The following is a 14,118-nucleotide window of genomic DNA, read 5'->3' on the forward strand; positions in this document are numbered from 1 at the left end:
CAACGAGCAGGCGCTCGGAGTGAACCGGGGGTGCATTCGGGGGCGCTTTTAATCCGAGTGGTACACGCCGATCATCGCCGACCTAACGTCGGACCATGGGCAGCGGGGTGGGAAGCGGGGACCGGGCGGCGCTGGTACGTATCTGCGATCCGGCCGGCCGGCCGCGGGGGACCGGATTCGTCGCCGACGACCGGGGCACGGTGGTGACCAGCCATGAAGCGGTCGACGGGCTCGCCCGGCTCATCCTGCACGGAACGGACGGCCGCAGTTGCCCCGTCGTGGCCGCCGATGTCACCGCCCTGCCCGGACTGGACCTCGCCCTGCTTCGCACGGGAGGCCTGTGCGCGCTCGGTGTGGAGCCGACGCCGATCTCCCTGCGCGGCCGGATCGACGCCGGTACATATGTGACGATCGCCGCCCACGGCTGGCGCGAGGCACGGGTGCTCGGCGTCGTCCCGGTGACGTACACCGCGAACGGCCGCTCCCACCGGATCGGCGCGGCGCTGGAGCTGGCGCTCGGCACGGACGGCAGGGACGCGCTGAGGCTCGGCGGCGCGGTCGTGGGCGGGCCCGTACTCGATCCGGTGAGCGGCGCGGTCATCGCCGTACTGGGCGCCGCGCTGAGTGCCGGGCATCCGGCGGCGGCGCTCGCGGTGCCGCTCGGGGGCGCCTGTGCCGACGGCCCGCTGGAGGCGCTGCTGCGGCGCAACGCGACGAGCGTTCCCGGGTACGGACGCGACCTGAATCTCGCCGGCGCGCTGCATCTGACCGCGACGTCGCTCGGCTCGGCGGACGGGCCGACGGCCTGTCCCGATCCGGTCGAACGCCCGGACGTCATCGCGGAGTTCACCACCTTCTCGCTCCCCGGCAGCCCCTCGTCCGCGCCGCACGGTCCCGCTGTGGTCCTCGGCGTCGTCGGAGCGCCGGGCACCGGCCGTACCACCGAACTGGCGGCGCTCGCCGCGCGCCGTGCCCGCGGTTCCGTGCCAGCGCCCACCCTCTGGCTGCGCGGGGCGGATCTGCTGGCCGACGACACCTCGGTCGCCGACGCGATCGCCCGTACGCTCCGGCGGTCCTGCCGGATCGTGACCGCCGCCGGTGCGAGGGGCGACATGGCGACCGCCACCCCCGAGCGGGTGGCCCGGCTGGCCGGGGAGTCCGGGAGCCCGCTGCTCGTCCTGCTGGACGGACCCGAGGAGATGCCTCCTTCACTGGCCCACGGGCTGGCCCGGTGGACCGCGGGCACCGTCGAGTGGCTGCGGAGCAACGGCGCGCGGCTCGTGGTGGCCTGCACGCCCGAGCACTGGGAGACGGCCGGTGCGCTCTGTCCGCCCGGTGCGCTGCACCGCCCCGCCAGGCCGGCCGGGCGGCTGCCGTCCGCGGTCCGTATCGGCGACCTCACCGCGAGCCAGGCCGAGGAGGTCCGGGAGCGTTACGCCATCCCGCCCGGGGCGCTCGCCCCCGGCCACGACCGGCACCCGCTCACCCTGCGCCTTCTCGCCGAGGTGCGCGAGGCCCTGCCGGGGGACGTCGCCGGGCAGCCGGACGAGGAGGACGTCTTCGGCGCCCACCTGGACCTGATGTGCCTGCGCATCGCGGTCCGTATCGCGGCCGTGTCCGGCCCCGCGCCCGGCGGCACCGCGGTCCGCCGGCTGGCCGCGCGGGTGGCGGGGCAGGTCCACGAGGCGGCGCGGCGCTGTCTGGGCCCCGGACAGGGGGAGCTGGACCGCGCGGCGTTCGAGGAGGTCTTCCCCTGGCGCACGGGCTGGGCGTCGGCGGTCCTCACGGAGGGGCTGCTCGTCCCGGCCGGCGCGGGCTACCGCTTCGCGCACGAGGAGCTGGGGGACCGGGTGCAGGGCGCCCATCTGGACCTGGACGCGGCGCTGTACGCACTGGTCCACCGGTGGCACTCGGAGGAGGCGCCGGTGGCGGCGGAGCCCCGCGTTCCGCAGCCGAGGAGTCCGCGTGGCGGGCGCAGCCCGGTGCCCGCGGCGCAGACCGGTGCGCCGCAGCTGCCGCGCACCCTGCCCGTACCGCGCCATCGGATCGGCCCGGTGATCCAGTCCCTCCTGCTCCTGGCCCGCCGCCAGGGCCCCACCACCCTGGCCCACCACCTGGCCGACCTCATCGACGCCCTGGACCGACTGCCACCGGGGGCGGGGGCGGAGCCGGCGGAGGCGGACACGGAGAGCGGCTCATCGCGTCATGACGCCCGCTGGTGGGCGGTTCACCTGCTCTCGGAGACGCTGCTCCGGGTGCCCGATGCCCGTCCGTACCTCGGGGTCCTGCGGCGGCTCGCCGGACGCATCGTCCGGCAGGCGGGCGGGCACGGGGTGTACGGCGAGTTCGGGCCGTGGTTCTGGCGGCGGCTGAGGCTGCCGGACGTGGACCGGATGGATCTGTTCCGGCGTCTCGTCCCCGCCGACCGCCCGCGCCGGGGCGATGGGCGCGTCTGTGCTCCGTACCCCGAGGGCGACGGCGACGAGCGGTTCCTCGATGCCGTCGCGCGGCGGCTCGCCGCCCAGCCCGGGACCATGCAGCCGCTGCTCTGCGACTGGTTCACCGACGAGCGCCCGCTGCCCGCCGAGGAAGGCGTCGCGATGCGTCCGACCGTGGCCGACGCCGCTCAGGCGCTGCTCTACGCCCGTCGCGATCTGGCCGTCGACGATCTGACCGACGCCCTCGTCTCGACCGCCCACCCCCGGGCCGGGGAACTGCTCGCCGCGCTGGCCGAGGACGAGCCCTCCGCGCTGTGCCGGGCCGTCGACCGCTGGGCCCGCGACGAGGACCGGCGCGCCCGCCGGACCGCCGCAGCCTCGTACGCGCTGGTCACCGCCGCACACACCACCCTCGATGCCGACCACGAGCTGCTGCGCGGGGCCGCGCTCGCCCTGCTGGCCCGCCCTTTTGACACCGCCCTGCACGGGCCTGCGCTCACCCTCCTCGTACAGGATCCGCAGACCAGGGACCGCTACCTCCCACAGGCGCTGCGGGCCTTCGTCGCGGGCGAGCCGCGGCTGTCCGCCGAGGCCCTCGCGGTCGCGCTGTCCTCCCATGCGGAGCCGGTGCTCGCCGCGCTGCGGGAGCGGCTCACCCGGCCCGACGACGAGGCGGGCGAGGTGCTGTGCTCGCTCGCCGGGATCGACGCCCCCGCGCTGGCCCTGCACGCCGCCGGGCTCGTACGGGCGTACATCGACAGCCACCCCGACGACGCCGTGCACGCCGCCTCGTACATCGACCGCAGGCTGGAGCACGGCCCCGCCGCCCGCGCGCTGCTGCTGCCCCTGGTGACCGGGCTGCTGAGGGACCGCCCCGTTCCACCGCCGGTGCGCGGTGCGCTCGCCGGGGTGCTCGCCGCGCCCGGCACCGCCGCCTCCGGGCAGCTGAGGGGCGAGCTGCTGGAGGTCCTGCTGGATTTCGAGCAGGACGCCCACCGCGACCCAGCTGTGCTCGACGCGCTGCTGCGGGCCGCCGCGACCGGCTCCGGCGCCCGCGCACCGGCCCGCACCCGCGCCCTGGTCCACCGCACCGGAATGCTGCTGGTCCGTACCCCCGAGGGCGCCGTCCGCTTCGACCGCCGGCTGGTCGAGCTCGCCCGTGATGTGCCGGGATTCGCCGCCCTGGTCACCGGGTGGCTGGCCGAGGCCCCGCAGGAGTGGGCGGCGCTCGTCGGCCCGAGCGCCGGGCGGACGGTGGAGGCCCTGGGAAGCCCGAAGACGATGCCGATGCAGGCCGCGGGGCGTGAGCATGGCAGTCTTAGACCTGCGTAACAGGCAATCTCACGTACACAGGTTCGGGCGAGGAGCGGTCACAGTGCAGCGCTGGCGTGGCTTGGAGGACATCCCCCAGGACTGGGGACGCAGCGTCGTCACCATCGGCTCCTATGACGGGGTGCACCGCGGGCACCAGCTGATCATCGGGCGGGCCGTGGAGCGGGCACGCGAGCTGGGCGTGCCGTCGGTCGTGGTGACCTTCGACCCGCACCCCAGCGAGGTCGTACGGCCCGGCAGCCACCCGCCGCTGCTCGCCCCGCACCACCGGCGCGCCGAGCTGATGGCGGAGCTCGGGGTGGACGCGGTGCTGATCCTGCCGTTCACCACCGAGTTCTCGAAGCTGGCGCCCGCCGACTTCATCGTGAAGGTGCTCGTCGACAAGCTGCACGCGCAGCTGGTCATCGAGGGCCCCAACTTCCGCTTCGGCCACAAGGCGGCCGGAAATGTGCAGTTGCTCACCGAGTTCGGCGAGACCTACGACTACGGCGTCGAGGTCATCGACCTGTATGTGAGCGGCGAGGCGGGCGGCGGCGAGCCGTTCTCCTCCACCCTCACCCGGCGACTGGTCGCCGAGGGCGATGTCGCGGGCGCCGCCGAGATCCTGGGCCGTCCCCACCGCGTCGAGGGCATCGTGGTCCGCGGCGCGCAGCGCGGCCGCGATCTCGGCTTCCCCACGGCCAATGTGGAGACCCTGCCGCACACCGCGATCCCTGCCGACGGCGTCTACGCGGGCTGGCTCAACGTGGACGGCGAGGCGATGCCCGCCGCGATCTCGGTCGGCACGAACCCGCAGTTCGACGGCACGGAGCGGACGGTCGAGGCGTACGCGATCGACCGCGTCGGCCTCGACCTCTACGGGCTCCACGTCTCGGTCGACTTCCTCGCGTACGTACGCGGGATGCTGAAGTTCGACTCGATCGACGACCTGCTCGTGGCGATGGCCGGCGATGTGAAGCGGTGCAGCGAGCTGGTCTCCGCGTACGAACGCGGCTGATCCTCTCCTCGTGCACGACCGGGGCCGGGACCGCTTTGACGGTCCCGGCCCCGGTCGTGGTTTCATCAGCCGTTCAGTTCCTCCAGCGTCCGCCCCTTGGTCTCCACGGCGAACCACGCGACCACCGCCCCGGCCACCGCGACGCAGCCCAGCTGCGTGAAGACCATCGCGAGACTGCCGCCCGAGCCGATGATCGCGCCCACCACGATCGGCCCGAGGATGACTCCGAGCCGGTTCCACACCCCGCCGAACGATGCCCCGCGCGCCCGGCTGCGGGTCGGGTACAGCTCGGGTGTGTACAGGTAGAGGCTGACATTGGTGGCGAACACGAAGAGCGTGGCCACCGAGGCCCACACGGCGACCTGGCCGCCCGAGGTGGCGCCGGAGACGGCCAGCGCGAGCAGCGCGACCGCCGCGCCGCCGAGCCCGACGGTGAGCGAGATCCGGCGTCCCACCCTGTCGATGACGAGGGCGACCAGGAGACAGCCGATCAGCCCGGTCACATTGGACAGCAGCGCGTAGTTCAGGGCCGTCCGCAGATCCAGGCCGAACGTCTTGGTGTAGAGCGAGGGCAGCCAGGTCGCGATGCCGTGGTTGACGTAGTACGCGACGAACCACAGCGCCGAGACGACCAGCGTGCGCCGCAGATAGCGGCCGGCGAACAGATCGCGCAGCCCGCCGCGTGCTGTCTCCACGGGCTGTGCGGGACCGGGCTCCGGAAGCTGCGAACCGATGGATTTCGTCACGTCCCGCTCGATCCGGGCGATGACCTCCTCGGCTTCATCGACCCGGCCGCGCGAGAGCAGCCAGCGGGGGGACTCGGGGACCTGACGGCGCAGGACGACGACCAGCAGTACGGGCAGCGCGCCGATCAGGAACATCACCCGCCAGCCGAAGCTGGGTACCACCCAGCTGGCGACGAGCGTCGCCGAGGCGAGTCCGGCCGGGAAGATCAGCTCGTAGAGCAGCACGAACCGGCCGCGGTGGTCGGCCCGGGCGATCTCGTTGATGTACGTGGCGGCGACGGGCACCACTCCGCCGATGCCGAGGCCCTGGACGAACCGGAAGGCGGTGAACAGGGCGAAGCCCGGGGAGACGGCGACGGCGAGGCTGGCCAGCGCGGTCACGGCGACGCCGAGCGCGACGGTGCGGACCCGGCCGATGCGGTCGCCCAGCCAGCCTGCGACCAGCGCACCGAGCAGCATGCCGACCGATCCGCTGGTGACGATCATCGTGCCCTGACCGGTGCTCAGCTTCCACTGTTCGGTCAGGACGGGCAGTGCGGAGGCGGTCAGCAGCTGATCGAACGCCTCGAAGAACGTGACGGTGCCGATGAGCGTGCGGACCTTGATGTGCCAACGGGAGCTCGGCAGGCGTTCGAGCCTGGCCGATACGGAGCTCACGGTGGGGCCGGTGGCCACGACTGACATGGGGATCCTTCCGCGAACAGAGGGGTTGCGGTGACCCTAGGTAGAAGTGTCTTAGGGGTCAATAACTAAGCACTTAGATTTCATAACGAAGTGGGGCCGGGCGCCCGGGGAATGGCTCCCGCAGGGGTTCGACGGCGGGCGCCGGTTGTATCGTGGACACCCTCGGCCGCACCGTCCGCGGCACGCCAGGAAGGGGGGGCGAGAGGTCTCGGCGCCGACGCCGCCCTCCCAGCGAACATGACCCGTAGAGCCACCGGTCGCCCCGACGCGGTCGACCTCGTCCTGGAGCAGTGGAAGCGGGAACTGCCCGAGCTCGACGCCTCCCCGATGGAGGTGCTCGGCCGGCTCCACCGCAGCTTCCTGCGCTACCAGTCGCTGCTGTCCGATCTCTTCGACTGCTTCGATCTGAACATGGCGGCGTTCGATGTACTCGCGGCTCTGCGCAGGTCAGGGCCACCCTACCGGCGGACGGCCGGGGAACTCGCCGATATCGCCCTGGTCACCACCGGCGGCATCACCCTGCGGCTGGACCGTCTGGAGAAGGCCGGACTGGTGACACGCGAGCGCGATCCCGGCGACCGTCGCGTCGTGCACGCGCGGCTCACCGAACGGGGCATCGAGATCGCCGATGTCGTCGCCGTGGCGCACTTCGCCAACGAGGAGCGGATGCTGGCCGAGCTGACCGCGAGCGAGCGCCGCCAGCTCGGCCGGCTGCTCGGAAAACTGGAACGCTCCCTGGAAACGGCCGAACAGACCCCGCCCGACCCCGAGGCGCTCACGGCGGCCACCCGGAGGGATCGCACCCGAAGCGCCCAGTGGTCAGTATCTGAGCGCTAAAGCATGGCAGCCGACTTCGAACCCGGCCGCGATACGGGGCACGGCGACCTGCGGCAGGATTGAGCCATGCCGACCGAGTCAACCGAGTCAGACAAGATCGAGCTGAGCGAACACGAACTTCGTGAGATCGCGGGCTACGCGGCTGATTGTGCGAGCAGGGCGCTGTCGATCTTCGAACAGAGTCTTCCCGCCGACACGCGCCCTCGTGACGCCATCGACGCCGCACGTGCTTTCGCCGGGGGCGGCCGGCGCACGGCCGCTCTGCGACAGAGCGGTTGGGCGGCGTTCAGAGCGGCGCAGGAAGCCGATTCACCCGCTGCGGTCGACGCGGCACGAGCGGCAAGCCATGCGGCCGCCGCCGCGTTCCTTCATCCTCTGGCAAACGCCCATCAGGTGAAGCACATTCTCGGTGCGGCAGCGCATACGGCGCGTGCGCAAGAGCTGGCGTCCGGAGAGGACCGGAGTGTCACTGCGGGGACTCTTGAATGGGCGCGTCACCACGCACCGCCAGCGGTCACCGTCGTGCTCGGCCGTCTGCCCGCCGCACCTCCCGGAGGCGGGCGCGTGGGAGAGTTCATTCGCGATCTCGACGCCGCTCTTCGCCCGAGGACGATCGGATGCCAGAGGCCCGCAGAGGGATCCCCTTACGTGACCCCGGAGATCCGTGCGTTCGGGGAGGTACTGCCGTAGCAGGCGGTCGGAATTCGCCCATCACAAGGCCCCCGCCCCCGGGCCCGCCCGGCTGTCCGCCCGGCGGGCCCGGTCGCCCCGCTAAACCCGCGCCTGCACGGCCGCGTTCGCGGTCGCCCAGTGACATGCCACCTGGGTCCGGCCGTCGCCCGCGAGCACCGGCAGGTCCTTCGTGCGACAGGCGTCCGCCACGCCTGCCCGTTCTGCCTCGCCCGAGGCCAGGACCTGGCAGCGGGCGTGGAAGCGGCAGCCGGACGGGACCTTGGACGGGTCCGGTGGTTCGCCGGTCAAAATCACCGGATCGGTCTCGGCCTCCGGCAGCACCGACAACAGCGCCTGGGTGTACGGATGCTGCGGAGCCGTCAGGATCTGCTCGACCTCGCCCGTCTCCACGATCCGCCCGAGGTACATCACCGCGACCCGGTCGGCGATGTTCCATGCCAGACCGAGGTCGTGCGTGACCACCAGCGCCGACAGGCCCAGCTCGTCACGCAGCCGCAGCAGCAGCGCCAGGATCTCGCCGCGCACCGACGCGTCCAGCGAGGCCACCGGCTCGTCGGCCACGATGAGTTCCGGCTCCAGGACGAGCGCGCCCGCGATCACGACCCGCTGGCGCTGACCGCCCGACAGCTCGTGCGGATAGCGCAGGAAGAACCGCTCGGGAGGCCGCAGCCCCGCCCGCGACAGCGCCTGCGCCACCGCGGCCCGCTCGTCACCCGCGTACCCGTGGATCCGCAGGCCCTCCGCCACCGCGTCGTACACCGTGTGCCGGGGGTTGAGCGAACCACTGGGGTCCTGGAGCACCAGCTGGACCCGTTTGCGGTACGCCTTCAGCGCCCGGCTCGCATAGTCGAGCGGCTGCCCGCCGAAGGTCACCCGCCCGGACGTCGGCGGGACCAGACCCAGCAGCGAACGCGCCAGCGTCGTCTTGCCGCAGCCCGACTCGCCCACCAGCGCGACGATCTCGCCGGGCCGGATGTCCAGGTCGACGCTGTCCACGGCACGCGCCGGGGCTGCCCCCCGCCGACCGGGGAAGGTGACCTTCAGCCCCTCCGCGCTGAGCAGGGGAGTGGTGGTGGTGGTCATGGTGTGCTCCTTGCTTCCTCGGCATCCGGCCGGGCCGCGACCGCGACCGCCCCCGGCTCCACCAGCACACAGGCGGCCCGCCGCCCCGCCCCCGCGTCCCGCAGCTCCTGGTCCTGCGTCGTGCAGGAGTCCAGGGCCACCGGGCAGCGCGGATGGAACGTACAGCCGCCGGGCAGCGCCGAAGGGTCCGGCGGATCGCCGGGCAGGCCACGGGGCGCGAACCGGGAGGCCGGGTCGCCGATGCGCGGAAAGGCGCCGGACAGGGCCCTGCCGTACGGGTGGCGCGCGTTCTCGTAGACCTCGGACGCCGGGCCCTCCTCCACGACCCGGCCCGCGTACATCACCGCGAGCCGGTCGCAGGTGTCCGAGAGCACCGCGAGGTCATGGCTGATCATGATCAGACCGAGGCCCTGCTCGGACACCAGCTGCTCGATCAGCCGCAGGATCTGGGCCTGGATCATCACATCGAGAGCCGTGGTCGGCTCGTCCGCGATGATCAGCCCCGGATCGCAGGCGAGCGCCATCGCGATCATCACGCGCTGGCGCTGACCGCCGGAGAGCTCGTGCGGATAAGCGTTCGCGCGGGCGGCAGGCAGCCCCACCTGCTCCAGGAGTTCACCGGCCTTCTTCGCCGCCGCGGCCTGCGTCGCCTTCTTGTGCAGCAGGATCGGCTCGGCGATCTGGTCCCCGATGCGGTGCACCGCGTTGAGCGAGTGCATCGCGCCCTGGAACACGATCGAGGCCCCGGCCCAGCGCACCGCCCTGACCTGCCCCCACTTCATGGTGAGGACGTCCTCGCCGTTCAGCAGGATCTGGCCGGAGACCTTCGCCCCGGCGGGCAGCAGCCGCAGCAGCGCCAGCGCCAGCGTCGACTTCCCGCAGCCGGACTCACCGGCGATGCCGAGCTTCTGCCCCGCGTCGACGCTGAGATTCACCCCGCGGACGGCCTGCGCCCCGCCGGCGTACGTCACCGTGAGGTCCCGTACGTCCAGCAGCGGCGTCTTGTGGATGCTCGTGGTACTCAACGGGCCACCCCCAGCTTGGGATTGAGGACGGACTCGATGGCGCGGCCGCACAGCGTGAACGCCAGGGCCACCGCCGCGATGGCGATGCCGGGCGGTGCCAGGTACCACCAGTCACCGGCGCTCACCGCACCCGCCTCGCGGGCGTCCTGGAGCATGCCGCCCCAGGAGGTGGTGGTCGGGTCGCTGAGGCCGAGGAAGGCGAGAGTGGCCTCGGTGAGGATCGCGCTGGAGATCACCAGCGTGGTCTGCGCGAGCACCAGCGGCATCACGTTCGGCAGCACGTGCCGGACCATGATGTGCCCGTGGCCGCCGCCCAGGGCGCGGGCGCGCTCGATGTACGGGCGGGACTCCACGGCAAGGGTCTGGGCACGGACCAGCCGCGCCGTCGTCGGCCAGGTCGTGACGCCGATCGCGATGATGACCGTCCACATCGAGCGGTCCATCACGGTGGCGAGCGCGATCGCGAGGACCAGGGTCGGCATCACCAGGAACCAGTCGGTGATCCGCATCAGGACCGTCGAGTACCAGCCGTGGAAATGACCTGCGACGATGCCGACGACCGTACCGATGGCGACGCACAGGAACGCCGCGAGCAGCCCGACCGTCAGCGAGACACGGGCGCCCCACACCAGCAGGGCCAGCACGCTGCGCCCGAACTGGTCCGTACCGAGCGGGAATTCACCGCTCGGCGACTCCAGCGCGCCTCCGGGCGCTCCGGTGACGCTCTGCGAATCGGCGCCGACGAGCTGCGGTGCGAACAGGGCGATCAGCGCGATCAGGACGAGCGCGCCCAGACCCCACAGGCCACTCCTGTGACCGCGGTACTCCCGCCAGAAACGGGCCGCGGACCGGCGTTTGCGCGCCCGGGCCAGAGCGCGCGGGTTCTTCTCGGCCGCTTCGGCCTTCGTGGGCGTGGGCATGGATTCGGTCGTCATCGGCCCACCCGGGGATCGAGCAGCGGATAGAGCACATCGGCAAGGGTGTTCGCCAGGATCACCGCGGTGGCGAAGACGAAGAACAGCCCTTGTACGAGGGGAAGGTCGGGCACGCTGAGGCCCTGGTAGAAGAGACCGCCGAGGCCCGGCCAGGAGAACACCGTCTCGACCAGGATCTGCCCGGCGACCACATGCCCCAGGTTCACGAACATCAGCGTGAAAGTCGGCAGCATCGCGTTCGGCACGGCGTGCTTGCGGCGCACGACATCGTCCCGCAGCCCCTTCGCACGGGCCGTCGTCAGATAGTCGCTGCCCATCTCGTCCAGCAGCGAGGAGCGCATCACCAGCAGGGTCTGCGCGTACCCGACCGCGACGAGCGTGATCACAGGGAGGACCAGATGGTGCGCCACATCGAGGATGTAGGCGAATCCGCTCTCGCCGCCCGATTCCAGACCGCCCGTCGGGAACATCCCGGGGATCGGGCCGACGCCCACCGAGAAGACGATGATCAGGAGCAGACCCAGCCAGAACGACGGCACCGAGTAGAGCGTGAGCGCGAACGCGGTGTTGAACCGGTCGCTCGTGGAGCCGTTGCGCCAGGCGGTACGGGTGCCCAGCCAGATGCCGAGCGCGGTGTAGAGGACGTACGACGTGCCGGTGAGCAGCAGGGTCGCGGGGAGCGCCTCGGTGATCTTGTCGATGACGGGTGCGTGGAACTGGAACGAGGTGCCGAAGTCGCCCGTGAGGGCGTCCCCGACGTAGCTGGTGAACTGCCGCCACATCGGCTGGTCGAGGCCGAACTGGTGCCGGAGCGACTGGAGCTGCTCGGCGGAGACCGGGCGGCCGCCCGTCATCTGCTTCACCGGGTCGCTGGGGATGAGCCGGAACAGGAAGAAGCTGGTGACCAGGACCGCGAACAGGGAGACGGTCGCTCCCGCGATCTTGGCCGCCACGTACTGGAGATAGGCCTTGGTGTTGCGCGCCCGTGGACCGCGGGCGGCCGAGGAGCCGGCCTGGGCCGGATCCTCGGTGTCCGCGTCCGCGATCTGCACGAGCGCCGGAGTGCTTTCAGCTGTCATGGGGAACTCTCGTTACTCGTGCTGCACTTAGAGGGACCGGCAATTGGGGGGCGGCGTCGCCGGGCTGGGCACGCGCATCTGCGGCGTTGTCGTCAATCACCATGGCTCCGCCATGCCTCGATCCTCCGCCTCGCAGCTGCACGCACCCAGCCCCGCTCCTTCTTCCACCCCCCAATTGCCGGTCCCTCTTCGAGGAACCGGCGGGGCGGCTCCTTCGCCGCCCCGGCCGGCCCCTCTCAACCCGTCCGCGTGATTACTCGCGGTCGTCCACAGTGGTGCGGCGGCGCCGTGCGATGAACAGCCCGCCGGCGGCGAGCACCACGACCACCACAATGACGCCGATGACGACACCGGTGGAGCTGGACCCGCCGGAGCCGTCCGAACTGCTGCTGCCCGCCGGAACGGCCGACCACCAGCTCCAGTACCCGTCCTGGCCGTAGATGTTGCCTGCCGCCGAGGGCATGGTCGTGATCGACTTGATCTGGTCGGTGCGGTAGGCCTCGACCGCGTTCGGGTACGCGATGATGTTCATGTACCCGGAGTCGTACATCCACGACTCCATCTGCTTGACGATGTCCGCGCGCTTGGCGGGGTCGTACTCGGCGAGCTGCTTCTTGTAGAGCTCGTCGTACGTCTTGTCGCAGATGAAGTTGTCCGTGGCGGCGCTGTCCTTGGCCTTGGCCGGCAGGGCGGCGCAGGTGTGGATGCCGAGGACGAAGTCCGGGTCCGGGTTCACGGACCAGCCGTCGAAGGCGAGGTCGTACTCACCGGCGTACCAGGGCACGGAGACGTCGTCGAGACAGTCGACCTTGAGGCCGATGCCGAGCTTGCCCCACCACTCCTTGAGGTACTTGCCGATCGCCTTGTCGTTCGGGTCCGTGGCGTGGCACAGGATGCGCAGGTCGAGCGGCTTGCCGTCCTTGCCGACGCGCTGGTCGCCCTTGAGCTTGTAGCCCGCGTCGTCGAGGAGCTGGGCCGCCTTGGCCGGGTCGTACGCGAGGCTCTGCTCGGCGGACGGCTGCCAGAAGTACGTCGAGAAGCGCGGCGGGATGTAGCCCTGGCCCTCGACGGCGTGGCCCTGGAAGACCTTGTCGATGATGGTCTTGCGGTCGATCGACAGGAAGAGGGCCTGGCGCACCTTCTGGTCGAGAAGGGCCTTGTTGCCGTCGCCGAAGTTCTTGCCGTCCTTGGTCTGCGCGCCCGGGTTGGTGGCCAGCGCGAAGAAGCGGCGGCCGGGGCCCTCGTTGACCTTGACGTTCTTCTCGCCCTTGAGGGACGCGGCCTGGGCGGGCGTCAGCGCGGGGGAACCCGCGACGAAGGAGACCTCGCCCTTGCGCAGGGCGGCGACCGCGGCGTCCTGGTCCTTGTACGTCTTGAAGACCAGCTCGTCGAACTTCGGCGCACCGCGCCAGAAGTCCTTGTTGGCCTTGAGCTTCACGTACTGGTCGACCTTGTAGTCCGTCAGGATGAACGGCCCGTTGCCGACGATCGGGAACTTCGTGTCGTTGTTGAACTTGGAGAAGTCACCGACCTTCTCCCAGACGTGCTTCGGCACTATCGGCACATCGAGCGCGGCCATGGTGGCCTGCGGCTCCTTGAGCTGGATGACCAGCTGCGTCGGGCTCGGAGCCGTCACCTTCTCGAAGTTCGCGACGAAGTTGCCGTTGGCCTGCGCGGCGCCCTCATCGCTCATGATCTTGTTGAACGTCCATGCCGCGTCCTCGGCGGTGACCTGCTGGCCGTCCGACCACTTGGAGTCGGACCGGATGGTGTACGTCCAGGTCAGCTTGTCCGCGGACGGCTCCCACTTGGTGGCGAGGCCGGGGATCGCGTGGTTGTCCTTGGCGTCGTAGTTCGTCAGGAAGTCGTACATGAGCCGACTGACGCTCGTACTGAACAGCTTCTGAGCGAGGAACGGGCTCAGGGAGTCGACGCTCTGTGCGACGGCGACGGTCAGCGTCGACTTGCCGCTGTCGGCTGCCTGCGCCTGCTGCGGCGCGGCAACGAGGGGCACGCCCGGGACGATGGATCCGGCGGCCAGCGCCAGAGCGGCGGCACCGGAGGCCAGAAGCACACGCAGACGTGAGCGTGGCTGGGCGGAGGGTGGTGGAACTCTTACGACCATGGTCAGGGACCTCGCGTCATGACTCGCACGGAGAAGGCGGTTTGATCTGGGGTTCGCCAGCTGGTGAAGCGAAGGTTTATCAGCGGTGGTCGAGCCACGTCAACGGTCACCGAAACGGCGTGTGGTCTGCGGGAATGCATTGAG

10 protein-coding genes are annotated in these 14,118 nt (G+C 71.3%); 4 read left to right on the top strand and 6 right to left on the bottom strand.

Annotated features, from left to right (window positions below):
- The first annotated feature begins 107 nt into the window (after positions 1-107).
- Complete coding sequence (locus OG507_RS29575; RefSeq protein WP_327372148.1) at positions 108-3,770, top strand: serine protease; 3,663 nt, start codon at positions 108-110, stop codon at positions 3,768-3,770.
- 43 nt (positions 3,771-3,813) lie between these two features.
- The gene (locus OG507_RS29580; RefSeq protein ID WP_327370174.1) at positions 3,814-4,767 is read left to right on the top strand and encodes a bifunctional riboflavin kinase/FAD synthetase; all 954 of its coding nucleotides are present in this window, start codon (positions 3,814-3,816) and stop codon (positions 4,765-4,767) included.
- A gap of 65 nt (positions 4,768-4,832) precedes the next feature.
- Here the strand turns inward: OG507_RS29580 and OG507_RS29585 are convergent, their stop codons facing one another.
- Positions 4,833-6,197 carry an MFS transporter gene (locus OG507_RS29585; protein WP_327370175.1) on the bottom strand — a complete coding sequence of 455 codons (1,365 nt, stop codon included), beginning with the start codon at positions 6,195-6,197 and terminating at the stop codon, positions 4,833-4,835.
- A gap of 237 nt (positions 6,198-6,434) precedes the next feature.
- Here OG507_RS29585 and OG507_RS29590 point away from each other — a divergent pair, with 237 nt between their 5' ends.
- Both OG507_RS29590 and OG507_RS29595 read left to right on the top strand, forming a co-directional pair.
- On the top strand, positions 6,435-7,034 hold the full coding sequence (locus tag OG507_RS29590; protein WP_327370176.1) for a MarR family winged helix-turn-helix transcriptional regulator: 600 nt from the start codon (positions 6,435-6,437) through the stop codon (positions 7,032-7,034).
- A 66-nt stretch (positions 7,035-7,100) separates the two neighbouring features.
- On the top strand, positions 7,101-7,724 hold the full coding sequence (locus OG507_RS29595; RefSeq protein WP_327370177.1) for a putative immunity protein: 624 nt from the start codon (positions 7,101-7,103) through the stop codon (positions 7,722-7,724).
- A gap of 81 nt (positions 7,725-7,805) precedes the next feature.
- On the opposite strand, the gene OG507_RS29600 is transcribed toward OG507_RS29595, so the two are convergent.
- From OG507_RS29600 to OG507_RS29620, 5 genes are all read right to left on the bottom strand, one after another.
- Entirely contained in the window at positions 7,806-8,810 is a 1,005-nt protein-coding gene (locus OG507_RS29600) for an ABC transporter ATP-binding protein (protein ID WP_327370178.1), read from the bottom strand.
- The gene (locus OG507_RS29605; RefSeq protein WP_327370179.1) at positions 8,807-9,835 is read right to left on the bottom strand and encodes an ABC transporter ATP-binding protein; all 1,029 of its coding nucleotides are present in this window, start codon (positions 9,833-9,835) and stop codon (positions 8,807-8,809) included. Before OG507_RS29605 ends, OG507_RS29600 begins: the two co-directional genes overlap by 4 nt.
- Positions 9,832-10,770, bottom strand: a complete 939-nt coding sequence (locus OG507_RS29610) for an ABC transporter permease (protein WP_327370180.1) — start codon at positions 10,768-10,770, stop codon at positions 9,832-9,834. Before OG507_RS29610 ends, OG507_RS29605 begins: the two co-directional genes overlap by 4 nt.
- Entirely contained in the window at positions 10,767-11,849 is a 1,083-nt protein-coding gene (locus OG507_RS29615) for an ABC transporter permease (RefSeq protein WP_327370181.1), read from the bottom strand. The genes OG507_RS29610 and OG507_RS29615 overlap by 4 nt, the downstream gene beginning before the upstream one ends.
- A gap of 253 nt (positions 11,850-12,102) precedes the next feature.
- Positions 12,103-13,974 (bottom strand): ABC transporter substrate-binding protein, encoded by a 1,872-nt coding sequence (locus OG507_RS29620; RefSeq protein WP_327370182.1) that lies wholly within the window; start codon positions 13,972-13,974, stop codon positions 12,103-12,105.
- Positions 13,975-14,118 lie beyond the last annotated feature (144 nt).

Source organism: Streptomyces sp. NBC_01217 (assembly GCF_035994185.1).
Classification (GTDB): Bacteria; Actinomycetota; Actinomycetes; order Streptomycetales; family Streptomycetaceae; genus Streptomyces.